Origin of the sequence: Rahnella sp. PCH160 (genome assembly GCF_047784855.1) — a bacterium.
Taxonomy (GTDB): Bacteria; Pseudomonadota; Gammaproteobacteria; order Enterobacterales; family Enterobacteriaceae; genus Rahnella.
On sequence record NZ_JBLOGT010000001.1, the window covers coordinates 4,410,236 to 4,422,686 of the forward strand.

13 protein-coding genes are annotated in these 12,451 nt (G+C 51.7%); 4 read left to right on the top strand and 9 right to left on the bottom strand.

Features of this window, described 5'->3' with window-relative positions:
* The first annotated feature begins 616 nt into the window (after positions 1-616).
* The gene (locus ACM5QY_RS20565; RefSeq protein WP_416122465.1) at positions 617-1,327 is read left to right on the top strand and encodes an ABC transporter ATP-binding protein; all 711 of its coding nucleotides are present in this window, start codon (positions 617-619) and stop codon (positions 1,325-1,327) included.
* A gap of 9 nt (positions 1,328-1,336) precedes the next feature.
* On the opposite strand, the gene bioD is transcribed toward ACM5QY_RS20565, so the two are convergent.
* The 4 genes from bioD to bioB all read right to left on the bottom strand — a co-directional run bounded on the left by bioD (position 1,337) and on the right by bioB (position 5,175).
* Positions 1,337-2,023 (bottom strand): dethiobiotin synthase, encoded by a 687-nt coding sequence (bioD, locus tag ACM5QY_RS20570; RefSeq protein WP_416122466.1) that lies wholly within the window; start codon positions 2,021-2,023, stop codon positions 1,337-1,339.
* Between the two features lie 185 nt (positions 2,024-2,208).
* The gene (gene bioC, locus ACM5QY_RS20575) at positions 2,209-3,000 is read right to left on the bottom strand and encodes a malonyl-ACP O-methyltransferase BioC (protein ID WP_416122467.1); all 792 of its coding nucleotides are present in this window, start codon (positions 2,998-3,000) and stop codon (positions 2,209-2,211) included.
* Entirely contained in the window at positions 2,984-4,135 is a 1,152-nt protein-coding gene (gene bioF, locus ACM5QY_RS20580; protein ID WP_416122468.1) for an 8-amino-7-oxononanoate synthase, read from the bottom strand. The genes bioC and bioF overlap by 17 nt, the downstream gene beginning before the upstream one ends.
* A gap of 2 nt (positions 4,136-4,137) precedes the next feature.
* Positions 4,138-5,175, bottom strand: a complete 1,038-nt coding sequence (bioB, locus tag ACM5QY_RS20585; RefSeq protein ID WP_416122469.1) for a biotin synthase BioB — start codon at positions 5,173-5,175, stop codon at positions 4,138-4,140.
* A gap of 130 nt (positions 5,176-5,305) precedes the next feature.
* On the opposite strand from bioB, the gene bioA reads away from it, so the two are divergent.
* Positions 5,306-6,583 carry an adenosylmethionine--8-amino-7-oxononanoate transaminase gene (gene bioA / locus ACM5QY_RS20590; protein ID WP_416122470.1) on the top strand — a complete coding sequence of 426 codons (1,278 nt, stop codon included), beginning with the start codon at positions 5,306-5,308 and terminating at the stop codon, positions 6,581-6,583.
* Here bioA and ACM5QY_RS20595 read toward each other — a convergent pair whose 3' ends face one another.
* Entirely contained in the window at positions 6,584-7,546 is a 963-nt protein-coding gene (locus tag ACM5QY_RS20595; RefSeq protein WP_416122471.1) for a LysR substrate-binding domain-containing protein, read from the bottom strand.
* Positions 7,547-7,703: 157 nt separating this feature from the next.
* Between ACM5QY_RS20595 and ACM5QY_RS20600 the strand changes: the two genes are divergently transcribed.
* Entirely contained in the window at positions 7,704-8,858 is a 1,155-nt protein-coding gene (locus ACM5QY_RS20600) for a methionine aminotransferase (RefSeq protein ID WP_416122472.1), read from the top strand.
* Between the two features lie 35 nt (positions 8,859-8,893).
* Entirely contained in the window at positions 8,894-9,673 is a 780-nt protein-coding gene (locus ACM5QY_RS20605) for an ABC transporter substrate-binding protein (RefSeq protein ID WP_416122473.1), read from the top strand.
* Positions 9,674-10,032: 359 nt separating this feature from the next.
* On the opposite strand, the gene ACM5QY_RS20610 is transcribed toward ACM5QY_RS20605, so the two are convergent.
* From ACM5QY_RS20610 to ACM5QY_RS20625, 4 genes are all read right to left on the bottom strand, one after another.
* Positions 10,033-10,413 (bottom strand): hypothetical protein, encoded by a 381-nt coding sequence (locus tag ACM5QY_RS20610; protein WP_416122474.1) that lies wholly within the window; start codon positions 10,411-10,413, stop codon positions 10,033-10,035.
* Between the two features lie 104 nt (positions 10,414-10,517).
* Complete coding sequence (locus tag ACM5QY_RS20615) at positions 10,518-10,799, bottom strand: PAAR domain-containing protein (protein ID WP_416122475.1); 282 nt, start codon at positions 10,797-10,799, stop codon at positions 10,518-10,520.
* A 35-nt stretch (positions 10,800-10,834) separates the two neighbouring features.
* Entirely contained in the window at positions 10,835-11,848 is a 1,014-nt protein-coding gene (locus ACM5QY_RS20620; protein ID WP_416122476.1) for a hypothetical protein, read from the bottom strand.
* A 233-nt stretch (positions 11,849-12,081) separates the two neighbouring features.
* Positions 12,082-12,450 carry a hypothetical protein gene (locus ACM5QY_RS20625; RefSeq protein WP_416122477.1) on the bottom strand — a complete coding sequence of 123 codons (369 nt, stop codon included), beginning with the start codon at positions 12,448-12,450 and terminating at the stop codon, positions 12,082-12,084.
* Between the last annotated feature and the right edge of the window lies 1 nt (position 12,451).

Here is a 12,451-nt window from a genome sequence, read left to right on the forward strand (position 1 = left end):
CTTTTTTAGTTATTTTTTCCCTTTTTTCAGACTTTATTTATGCCTATTTTGCCTAGATTTTCGGGCGGATGTTCCTTGCAAAATCAAAAAGGACATCTCGTCAGGATTTTTTAGCGTCCTGATGTCGTCCGGCTTGCACCAAAATCAGAGAGAGCAGCACTGGCAAAGTGCAGTTCCCTTTTTTCCGCGTCGGACTGTTTATCACAAATCCTCAACAACTCTAATGAATAATCCTAAATCCCCGCCCGTCCCGCTGTTAACACCTCTGTAACTTCTCTTTTCCCCGGCACTTTCACAAACTTGGCCTGAGAGTTGCAGTGTCACTGTAGGAAGCGCTTCGTGCAGCCGGAATCGCTTTTTTAACCTGAAAGTGAAATCTGATGATTACCCTGTTTTTTGCTAAGCAAAGTCATTTTTAATGCAAGGAAAAAGCGGTTAACCCCATTTATCACTGGTTAATGGCTGTTTATCTGTAATTGATGCTGTGAGGTTGGCCGGTAAGCAACGGGATTTAATTCTGTGTTACGGCATTAGCAGCGGAACATAAATGTCAGAAATATGACAATGGCGGTCAAAGCGCAGTTCAGCGGAATACTCCGTGAGGGAGGGAGGTCTGATGTTAAGTGTAAAATCAGTTAATCAGTATTATGGGCAAAAACATATTCTGTGGGATATCAATCTCGAACTGTACCGCGGTCAATGTACGTGCCTTATAGGGCGAAATGGCGTGGGAAAAACCACGCTGGTGAACTGCATCATGGGCCATCTTCCGGTGAAAAGCGGGGCGATTTCCTGGCAATCACGCGATGAAGAGCCTCAGAGCCTGTTAAATCTGCCGGTGGAAAAACGCGCGCAAATCGGTATTGGTTATGTGCCTCAGGGCCGGCAGATTTTTTCGCAAATGAGTGTTGATGAAAACCTGCAAATCGCCATGATGTCCAGCAGAAATAAGACGCGGCGCGTGCCTGAGCAGGTGTATGACCTGTTTCCGACATTAAAGGAGATGGGCGCACGCAAAGCGGGAGAGCTCGATGAGAGCCAGCAGCAGCAACTGGCGATCAGCCGCGCCCTGGTGCAGGAGCCTGAACTGCTGATCCTTGATGAACCGACCGAGCACACGAGTGCGTCGATGGCGGCCAATATGGGCAACATTATTCACCGTCTGAACCGTGACCTCGGTCTGACGCTGCTTCTGGTCGGGCATAAATTGCCCTTCATCCGCAGCGTCGCTGACCGGTTTTGTCTGGTGGACGGCGGGCGCGACGTGGCGCAGGGCACGCTGGCGCAGCTCGACGAGACGTTAATCAAAAATTATCTGACGGTCTGACGCCGCGCTTTACGCCTCATGCGCAAGCAGGCGTTCGAGATGCAGATAGTGCCCCAGATTCACGTCCAGACCTGCACTCAGGAACGGGATCTCGCCCAGTAGCGGCGCAGGCAGCATACGCGTGAGCGTTGCCATATAAGCCTGATGATGCTTCCCCGTTTCCTGCACGTCATTGGCAATCCAGCCCGCCAGATGCAAGCCACTTTGCGCGATAGCCTGTGCCGTCAGCACGGCGTGATTGATGCATCCCAGCCGCATGCCTACCACTAACACCACCGGCAGTTGTTCGGCGATCACCCAGTCTGCAAAGGTATAGTCAGCGGTCAGCGGCGTATACCAGCCGCCCGCCCCTTCCACCACCACCCAGTCGGCCAGCGGTTCGAGATGGCGCAATCCGGCGGATAAAACCTGCGGATCAATCGGGCGATTTTCCAGCTCGCTGACGATATGCGGCGACGTCGGTTCGACAAACGTACACGGGTTCACTTCGTCATATCGCAGCCCGACGGTGCTGTAAGCCTGAAGCGCCAGCGCGTCGATGTTGCGCGGCCCTTCAGCCGTCATCTCACTGCCTGAAGCCACGGGTTTATATCCCGCGGTTTTGTGTCCTGCGTGGGCTGCCGCCTGTAAAAATGCCGTGGTGGCGACGGTTTTCCCGACTTCAGTATCGGTGCCGGTAATAAAGTATTTTTTCATTTGAAGCCTGGTTTTGGTTTAGGTAACCACACCCGTGCTGAGATTTGGCCTGCTCCTCCCCTGCGAAGGGGAGGCCGGGAGGGGGTTTTACAAACGACTACGTGCCTGCCATTAATACCCCACCCAACCCTCCCCTTCGCAGGGGAGGGAGCTGATCGTGCCTGCTTCAACCAGGGAGGAGTAAATCAGCAGGGAATGAGTTCTTCCACCTGCAAAATGCCGTAGACCAGCCGGTAGTTCAGCGGCAGAACGCCGTTGCGGCGGACGTAATGTTTTTCCAGCAATTGCAGACGCTCGCGCCCGCCGAGCCCACCGAGGCGGCCATTTTTGATGTGCGTCGCGCCGATGCCTTTGAGCGAGCGCATCAGCGACATCACGTCCGGAAATTCGGCGACGTAATCGCTGAAAGTCACTTCATGGCGATACGGCGCGCAAGCTTCGGCAATTTTGTCGGGCGTCAGGAACTGATTCACGTGGCGACGGCCATCGACTTTCATCCACGCGGCGGCCAGCTCATTAAGCGAACCTTCGGCCAGCGTGGAGAAAATCACCAGCCCGCCGTTGCGGGTGACGCGGTGCATTTCTTCCAGCGCACGTGGCAGCGCGTTACACCACTGCACCGCCAGATTGCTGAAACAGATATCGACCGAATTATCGGCAAACGGTAAACGCTCGATATCTCCCGGCACATAGTCATCAGCAGAATCCAGTTCACGGGCGCGGTTCAGCATGCCTTCGGAGAGATCCAGCGCAATCACGTTTTTACCCTGCGCGCGCCAGTAACGGCTGAAATAGCCCGTCCCGCAACCGGCGTCGACAACCGTTTTTCCTGCATCTTTCAGGTAGGGTTCTGCCAGCGACAGCAACGTTTCACCCACATCACGCTGCAATTGTGCGGCGTTTTCATAACTGACGGCGGCTCGGCTGAACGCGTCGGCCACCGCTTGTTTGTTCACTAATTCAGTGACTGCACCCATGAAGGGACTCCAGCAAAAAATCGATATCTTCCGGCCTGTGTGCCGCCGTCAGCGTTAGACGCAGCCGCGCGCTGCCCGGAGGCACCGTCGGCGGACGGATGGCACTGACCCACAACCCGCGTTCACGTAATGTCGCCGCCAGATCTAAAGCAGGCTGATTTTCACCCACGATCACCGGCTGGATGGCCGTTTGGGAACCGGTCAGCCGGTAAGGTAATCCGGTGGCTCCGGCGCGGAAACGGGCAATATTGGCCGCCAGTTTATCACGCAGACCGTCGTCTTGCCGGACTCGTGCCAGCGCGGCCTGTAACGCGCAAACCTGCGCCGCAGGCATCGCCGTGCTGTAAATCAGATGGCGCGCGAACTGCAACAGGTAATCCGCGGTGGCATCATCACACAGCACCGCCGCGCCGCTGCACCCGAAAGCTTTACCGAATGTGACCACCAGAAGTTCAGGCCGCACACCCTGCTGCCAGCAACTGCCTCGCCCTTCTTCACCGGTGACGCCCACGCCGTGCGCGTCGTCTACCATCAGCCAGCTTTCATGCAACTGAGACAGACGATGCAGTTCCGCCAGCGGTGCGGCGTCGCCGTCCATGCTGAACACGCCTTCGGTCACCACCAGCGTTTCACCGGCCACCGGTTTTTCCAGCAAACGTTGCAGGGAATCCGGCTGATTGTGATGAAAGCGCCGCAGTTGCGAAGGCGCATGAGCAGCGGCTTCCAGTAAAGAAGCGTGGCTGAGTTTATCCGCCAGCACGCGGTCGTCGCCCTGCATCAGCGCGGCAAGAATGGCCTGATTCGCCGCAAAGCCGGAAATAAACAGCAACGCGCGCGGATAGCCCTGCCACTGCGCCAGTTGCTGTTCGAATTCGGCGTGCGCCACGCTGTAGCCGGTGACGTGCCCTGAACCGCCGCTACCCACACCGTATTTTTCAGCGCCCTTCTGCCACGCGGCAATGACGTCGGCGTCCTGACTCAGACCGAGATAATCGTTACCGGAAAAATTCAGATACCGTTTGTCGCCCTGAATCAGAAATCGCGCACTGCCGCCGCTGTTCGGCTGACGCACACGAAAAGCCGCCGCTTCTTTACGGGCGCCGACGGCGTCGTTAATTCGCGTTTGCCAGCTCATGTTCAGACGGCAGCGTTGTAGAACTGTGCGGTATCGGCATGAACCAGCTGTTCGGCCAGCGCGGCCTGTTGCTGGTTATCGCCCATTTCTGTTTCGAATACCTGCGGGTTTAGCCCCAGTTTGCCAAACAGAATGAGATCTTTATCTTCCGCCGGGTTCGGCGTGGTCAGCAGTTTGCACCCGTAGAAAATGGAGTTGGCACCGGCCATAAAGCACATCGCCTGCGTCTGTTCGCTCATCTGTTCGCGACCGGCGGAAAGGCGGACATACGACTGCGGCATCATGATGCGCGCCACGGCAATAGTACGGATGAAATCAAACGGATCGACGTCGTCGTTATCGGCCAGCGGCGTGCCTTTCACTTTCACCAGCATGTTGATCGGCACGCTTTCCGGCGGCACCGGCAGGTTCGCCAGTTGCATCAGCAGGCCGGCACGGTCTTTGACGGTTTCACCTAAACCGACAATCCCGCCGGAGCAGACTTTAATGCCCGCGCCGCGCACTTCCGCCAGCGTATCCAGACGTTCCTGATAGCTGCGGGTGGTGATGATGCTGCCGTAAAATTCTGGCGAGGTATCCAGATTGTGGTTATAGAAATCCAGACCGGCGTGTGCCAGGCGCTGCGCCTGCGACGTATTCAGCGAACCCAGCGTCATGCAGGTTTCCATGCCCATTTCTTTGACGCCCTGCACCATTTGCTCGAGGTACGGCATGTCACGGTCGTGCGGGTTTTTCCACGCTGCACCCATGCAGAAACGGGTCGACCCGGCGGCTTTGGCCTGACGGGCGGATTCAAGCACCTGCTCGACTTCCATCAGACGCTCAGATTCCAGCCCGGTTTTGTAACGGGAACTCTGCGGGCAGTATTTACAGTCTTCCGGGCAGGCACCGGTTTTGATCGACAACAGCGTACTGACCTGAACCTGACGCGGATCGAAGTGCTGACGGTGAACCTGCTGGGCTTCAAACATCAGCTCAAGAAAAGGTTTGGAAAACAGTGCCTGCGTTTTTTCAAGCGTCCAGGGGGTGCGGGTAGTCATTGCGACTCCTTCAAAGAGTATTCGGTTTAATTTTTTTCGTCATCCGTCAACCATTCTTTATTTGTTTTAGTTTACCGTCAACGTTAAAATTATTTTTTAGTTTACAACTTGCCGCCCGCAGGAATCCTTTATGAGCCCCGCCGATATCGAATTCGACCAGCGCCACATCTGGCATCCGTACACGTCCATGACCAAACCGCTGCCCGCATATCCGGTGGAATCGGCGTCTGGCGTGCTTTTACATCTGGCCGACGGGCGTGAGCTGGTGGACGGCATGTCGTCGTGGTGGGCAGCGATCCACGGCTATAACCATCCGCAGCTGAATCAGGCCGCGGTGGAGCAAATTGGCAAAATGTCGCACGTGATGTTCGGCGGCATCACGCACCCTTCGGCCATCGCACTGTCGCGCCGTCTGGTGGAGATGACGCCTGCCGGGCTGGAATGTGTGTTTCTGGCGGATTCAGGATCAGTGGCGGTGGAAGTCGCGCTGAAAATGGCGATGCAGTACTGGCAGGCGCGCGGCGAGAAACGTCAGACGTTGCTGACGCTGCGCAACGGCTATCACGGCGATACTTTCGGCGCGATGTCGGTCTGCGACCCGCAAAATTCGATGCACAGTTTGTATCAGGGATACCTGCCGCAGCATCTGTTTGCCGACGCGCCGCAGAGCCGTTTCGACGGTGAATGGGACGAAGCGGACATTGCGCCGTTCGCCAAAATGCTCGATGAAAACCACCGCAAAATTGCCGCCGTGATTTTAGAGCCGGTGGTTCAGGGCGCGGGCGGAATGCGGATTTACCATCCGCTGTATCTCAAACGGGTGCGTAACCTGTGTGACCAGTACGGCGTGCTGCTGATTGCCGATGAGATTGCCACCGGTTTTGGCCGTACCGGCAAGCTGTTTGCCTGCGACCACGCGAAAATCTCGCCGGATATTCTTTGCCTGGGCAAAGCGCTGACCGGCGGCTATATGACGCTTTCCGCGACGCTGACCACGCGACATGTCGCGGAAGTGATCAGCAACGGCGAAGCGGGTTGTTTCATGCACGGCCCGACGTTTATGGGCAATCCGCTGGCCTGCGCGGTCGCCAGTGCCAGCCTGCGTTTGTTGTCAGAAAACCGCTGGCAGGCACAGGTGCTGAACATCGAAAAGCAGCTGAAAAATGAATTACTGCCGCTGGCCGAACATCCGGCGGTGGCCGATGTCCGCGTGCTCGGCGCGATTGGTGTGGTGGAAATGCGCCAGCCGGTCAACATGGCACAACTGCAAAAACATTTCGTGGAACAGGGCGTGTGGATCCGCCCGTTCGGCAAGCTGATTTACCTGATGCCGCCGTACATCATCACGCCGGAAGATCTCCGTAAACTGACCGGCGCGATTGCCAGCGCACTCGGCGCACTCTATTGATCACACGGCACTGACCAGCCGGTGTGACGACGATAGCAGCGCGCTCAGTTTTTCCCGGCTGAGACGCGCCTGTTCATTGAGAAAATCAATCGCCACTTTCAGCGCGGGGGTCGGGTTTTCCGGATACAACAACGTATAAGACGCGCCGCTCGCCACGCACAGCGGGAACGGCGCAATCACCCTGCCCGCCTGCAAATCATCTTCGATTAACGTCAGATCGCCGATCGCCACGCCATACCCCTGAAGCGCCGAATTAATCGCCAGATCCAGCGTATCGAAATGCTGTGATTTCTCCGACGGCAGCCCCTGTACGCCCTCTTCCCGCAGCCACAGAAGCCAGTCGCGGCGGTCTCGCGTCGGGTGCAGCAGCGTTTTATCGGCCAGATCGGCGACGGCGGTTTTCCCTTTGTGCCGGGGCAGAAAATCCGGCGTACAAACCGGCGTCAGCACTTCGTCAAACAGATGGTGCGCGCGGCGCTGCGATTCCGGTGGCCGCCCGAAAATTACGGCGGCGTCAAAATGCTCGTTACTAAAATCCACGCCGTGCGCAATCGAGGCCGTCAGTTCGATGCGCATATCAGGCCGGTCGTTTTGCAGCTGGATCACACGCGGCAATAACCAGCGCATCGAACAGGTCGGGCATTTGATCCGCAGCGTATCCGGGTGCGAACCGACACGTTTCAGCGCATCACCCATCAGCGATAACGCCTGCTGCACCGGCGGTAATAGTTGCGCACCGCGCGGCGTCAGCATCAGCCCGCGGGCCTGACGTAAAAACAACGGATACCCCAGCGACGTTTCCAGCCCGGTTATCTGGCGGCTGACCGCACCCTGCGTAATGTGCAGCAACGTGGCGGCATGCGTCAGATTCAGGGTTTGTGCGACGACGGCAAAAGTTTTGAGCACGTTGAGCGACGGTAAATTCAGTGCATTCAGATACGACAATTCAGGCGAAAGTGCCACGGAGCCCCCGGTAAATTCAGCATTGAGCCATGACGGCTGATCATAGCGAGTATGACAAATTTTCCATTGTCGGCACAGGCGAACTGCTGCTTAATCGTTAAACACCCGTTTTAACCTTCTCATGGCCACCCGGCCTGTTTCCTTTGGGGAAAATGCTATGAAAAGCGCGATGTCGCCGCAGTCCAAATTACCGGATGTCGGCACCACTATTTTTACTGTGATTGGCCAGCTGAGCGCCGAGCACAATGCCCTGAATCTGTCGCAGGGCGCACCGAATTTTTCCTGCCAGCCTGCGCTTATCGACAGCGTCGCCAAAGCCATGCGCGACGGTCATAACCAGTACGCGCCAATGAGCGGCGTGGCCGCGCTGCGCCATGCGCTCTCCGCCAAAGTCGAAGCGCTTTACGGCTGCCATTATGACGCCGACAGCGAAGTCACCGTGATTGCCAGTGCCAGCGAAGGCTTGTATTCCGCCATCAGCGCGCTGGTGCATCCTGGCGATGAAGTCATTTATTTCGAACCGGCGTTTGACAGCTACGCGCCCATTGTCCGCTTACAGGGTGCAAAACCGGTGGCGATCGGCCTGTCGATGGAAGATTTCAGCATCGACTGGGATCAGGTTGCGAGCGCCATCAACAGCCGCACGCGCATGATCATCATCAACAGCCCGCATAACCCGACCGGCGCGATTTTCACTGATTTCGATATCGAACGCCTGACGGCGCTGACTCAGGACACTGACATCGTGGTTTTGTCGGACGAAGTGTATGAGCACGTGGTTTTCGACGGCGAGCGCCACGAAAGCATGGCCTGCCATCCGCAACTGGCCGAACGCAGCGTCATTGTGTCGTCGTTCGGCAAGACCTATCACGTGACCGGCTGGCGCGTGGGCTACTGCCTGGCACCGGCGGAACTGATGGATGAAATTCGCAAAGTACATCAGTTTATGGTGTTCTCCGCCGACACGCCGATGCAGGTTGCGTTTGCCGAAGCGCTGGCCGATCCGCAAAGCTATCTCGGCCTGGCGGATTTCTATCAGCAAAAACGCGATTTGCTGGCCGACGCACTCAGCGAATCCCGCTTTGAATTACTCCCAAGCCGTGGCAGTTTCTTTATGCTGGCGCGTTTTAGTCATTTCAGCCCGCTGACCGACGATGAATTTGTGCTGAGCCTGATCCGGGATCACCAGATTGCCACCATCCCGCTGTCGGCCTTTTACAGTAATAACAAACCCACCGGGCTTATCCGCCTGAGCTTTGCCAAAGATAACGACACGTTGTACGAAGGCGCGCGCCGTTTGTGTCGCGTCTGAACCTACTTTCTGATACCGCAGGGGAATTGTGAATAATGAAAAAATTGAAAATCGCATTGCTGTTAGGTTGTGCCGTGGCGTCTTTTTCTGCGCTGGCAGACGGTTCCACACTGAAGTTTGGCCTCGAGGCGCAATACCCGCCGTTTGAATCCAAAAGTGCCACCGGCGAATTGCAGGGTTTTGATATCGATTTGGGTAACGCCGTTTGCGCCGCCGCCAGCGTGAAATGCGAATGGTTCGACACCTCTTTCGATGGCCTGATTGCCGCCCTTCAGGCGCGTAAATTCGATGCGATCAACTCCGCCATGAACGTGACCGAAAAACGTCGCCAGGCGATTGATTTCACTAACGTGATTTACCGCGTACCGACGAAGCTGATTGCCAAAAAAGATTCCGGCCTGCTGCCCACTGTTGAAACGCTGAAAGGCAAGCACATCGGCGTGTTGCAGGGGTCGATTCAGGAAAGTTACGCGCAGGCGCACTGGGCACCGAAGGGCGTGGATATTGTTTCGTATCAGGATCAGAACCAGGTGTATCTGGACTTGTCCTCAGGGCGTCTGGACGGCACGTTAGTGCTGGCTCCGGCGGGCCAGAGCGGTTTCCTGTCACGTCCTGATGGCAAGGATTACGGCTTTGTCGGCGACGCCGTGCGCGACGATAAAATCCTCGGCAGCGGTATCGCATTTGGCCTGCGCAAAGGTGATGCCGCGCTGAAAGAAAAACTCGACACCGCCATCGCAAAAGTGCAGCAAGAGGGCGTAGTGAAGACGCTGTCGAATAAATATTTCGGCGATATTGATGTGAGTGTGAAGTAATTATTGCGGGACAGTGTCGGTTGTGAAGTGAACTGGCATTGTCCCGATTAGAGAGTAGGTCTCTTAATATATTTTATGTGATTGGCAAGTAAAATATCAGGTGCGTTTTATAAGAAATACTCCATGTTAATACGCCCTCGCAGTTAGATGAAGTAGATTTTTTAATGTTAAAGGAACATTTAACGTCACTTTTTAGCTAATCTATTTTCATGTTGTAATTTACTAAAATGTAATTTATTTTGGAGGAAAAATATTTAGCAATTATTATCCACCACCCAGAGGGATTTTTAGAAATCCGATACTCTAACTTCTAAGTACTGCAGTTACTAAACACATTTAATTTTCTTACGTCACTGAAATCAATACTTAATAAAACTCAAAGCGCGGTAACTCCAATAATAATTCTCCTGATATTTCCGCCCAGTTGGAGTATTGTAATCATCGATATAAAGAGTCATATGTTCCGATTGCCACTTACAAAACATCTTTGATTGTAGAGTGGTTAAAATCCCTATTGTGTAAATAAAGGTCATGTAGTTATCATGAGCCTCTATTTTGCAATAATAGTCACTATTGTTTGCATAATAGACCTTTAATTCATATTCAACCCCCTCAGGGATCGTTTCTTTCAAAGCACGCCAAATGGCAAACCTCATCGAACCTTCTAAAAGAATCACGATTATAAAAATGACAGACAAAATAATTTTTATAAATTTATTCCATTTCCTTCTGGTATCCATACATCCTCTTTGGGAATTTTAAATTCATACAGTAAATCTATTCAAAACAAATCCGATAACGATAATCCAACAGCAACTGGAACAAAGCGATTCGCTAACCCCTATTATTTCACTCCGACTGTTGGTGTTAACGGTATCAAGACGTTCGCTCCCTCAGGACATCCACAGGCAACGATATCCCCTTCAAGTGCAATAGGTATATCCATAATAAATTGCTGATGAGGTCCTTTGGCAACAATATTACCTACACGTTTCAAACAAGCTGGACATGATGCCTTCATACCAATTAGCGTTGTACCAAAACCGTCGATAGTAATCGTCTCAATACCTTCTATTACTTTACCACCGGTGGAGGTGGGGCTGGATTTTACAATAATTTTACGCATATTTACCCTTTGCAATTGAAATATAAACTTCATTATCAGAACGAAGAAAAATCTTGGTTTCCATATTTCAATAGATTCTCACTTATTTTTTTACGAAGTAATTCAGCTAAATGTTCTTGATGCATTAAAACACCAAGATAAGTATATAAATCATTTTCACTGAGGACTTTTGTGATAAACAAAAATAGCTTCCTGCGATCTAGTGGTCTCGGGAAACTTTTTTGGTTTTCGGTAACGTCGCTCTGAGTCTCACCAGCAATTTCACCCGCACGTTGCCCGTCCCGGGTCGCTGCATCATCATGATCTTGATTGCCTGAAAAAGGATCCATATGCGCAAATTCAATCATTCTTTCCGGACCTAGTTCCAACTGGTAGCCGACAATACCCCAGTTCAGATTGGAAAAGCCTTCATTACTATACATCCGGCTATCATTGCCAATTCGGATTACTTCGGAGTAGAGTTTTTTAATCGGTGCTTTGAAATCATAGATACTAATATTGGAATCTCCCCATTTAATATCTGAGTGGTCTTTTGCTCGTTTTCTTTCCTCCCGCCAGTAATCTTTATCGTAGAGATCAATCCCTGTCTCTCCTAAAAAAAATTCTCCAGAATCATTCTTATATGCTTTATAAATGCTATCGTTTTGACCTATTGAAGGCCCCATTACGCCTAATTTCCCTAGCGCATTCTTATCTCCACTTTTATAAGCATCGTGTATTTTTTTAAGTTCTGGTAAATTTGAGGTGGTGTACTTTTCAACCAGGTCTATAAAGTAGGAAATGACACTTTGTGCAACTTTTAATTTTATTGAAATAATATTAGTCTTGTTGCTACCAATCGTTTTTTCAGTTTTGTGAATACTTAATCCCTCAAGTATCTGCACTCCTTTCCAGTAACCATTGCCAAAAAATGCAGCACTCCCAAAGGGATCAGCCCAGATAACTAACGAATAAGCCTCTTCATATTGTTTTTTAGTGATGGGGAATTCAAGCGGGTTGGTGAATTGCTCAGCAATTTGCCACGCAAGTCCCCCTTGACTGTCGAACATAATGGAGTTTTTTTTTCATTGAAGTTATATCTCTAATATTTATTTTTACTGAGAATTTCTGTGCATGTTCACTACTGTTATACAAACAGTAGTTTATTATGATTAGATCTTTACCAAAGTCAAAATTATTAGGTGCAGGTTCATCTCCATAATCTAGTTCTATGCTAAGAATCCAATTTTCAAAAACTCCATCTTTATTTTCACTAAATATATTAAACATACCCACCTCAAATTTAATTATAAAGATCTTCTTTGAAACTAAGTGATGAAAAACTCCAGTGATAATCTATAACCCGTTCATTTGTAAAAATTCTAAGTTGCATATGTTCACTAGTATATCTGCAAATAATTTTCGCTTTGAGGCTTGATAGTATCCAAGGAGTATAAAAAAAACCTAAATAATTAGAGTCTCCTTTTGTAATACAACCAATACTCATGTCCAGCACTTCAAACTTTTCTATCAACAATGTGTATGAGGCCTTCTCAGGAACTACCTCTCTTAAAGACCGCCATATGGCGAACCTCATTCCGCCTTCGATAGAAATTACGCCTAGAAATAAAACAAAAAATACTAAAGCAATTTTCTTTTTTATTTGCGCCATT

Excerpts from the sequence above, each read along its gene's own strand:
- ACM5QY_RS20600 (WP_416122472.1), top strand. The coding sequence starts at position 7,704 with ATGAAAAGCGCGATGTCGCCGCAGTCCAAATTACCGGATGTCGGCACC.
- ACM5QY_RS20620 (WP_416122476.1), bottom strand. The coding sequence starts at position 11,848 with ATGTTCGACAGTCAAGGGGGACTTGCGTGGCAAATTGCTGAGCAATTC.
- bioB (WP_416122469.1), bottom strand. The coding sequence starts at position 5,175 with ATGACTACCCGCACCCCCTGGACGCTTGAAAAAACGCAGGCACTGTTT.
- bioA (WP_416122470.1), top strand. The coding sequence starts at position 5,306 with ATGAGCCCCGCCGATATCGAATTCGACCAGCGCCACATCTGGCATCCG.
- ACM5QY_RS20565 (WP_416122465.1), top strand. The coding sequence starts at position 617 with ATGTTAAGTGTAAAATCAGTTAATCAGTATTATGGGCAAAAACATATT.
- ACM5QY_RS20615 (WP_416122475.1), bottom strand. The coding sequence starts at position 10,799 with ATGCGTAAAATTATTGTAAAATCCAGCCCCACCTCCACCGGTGGTAAA.
- ACM5QY_RS20610 (WP_416122474.1), bottom strand. The coding sequence starts at position 10,413 with ATGGATACCAGAAGGAAATGGAATAAATTTATAAAAATTATTTTGTCT.
- bioC (WP_416122467.1), bottom strand. The coding sequence starts at position 3,000 with ATGGGTGCAGTCACTGAATTAGTGAACAAACAAGCGGTGGCCGACGCG.
- ACM5QY_RS20605 (WP_416122473.1), top strand. The coding sequence starts at position 8,894 with ATGAAAAAATTGAAAATCGCATTGCTGTTAGGTTGTGCCGTGGCGTCT.
- bioF (WP_416122468.1), bottom strand. The coding sequence starts at position 4,135 with ATGAGCTGGCAAACGCGAATTAACGACGCCGTCGGCGCCCGTAAAGAA.
- bioD (WP_416122466.1), bottom strand. The coding sequence starts at position 2,023 with ATGAAAAAATACTTTATTACCGGCACCGATACTGAAGTCGGGAAAACC.
- ACM5QY_RS20625 (WP_416122477.1), bottom strand. The coding sequence starts at position 12,450 with ATGGCGCAAATAAAAAAGAAAATTGCTTTAGTATTTTTTGTTTTATTT.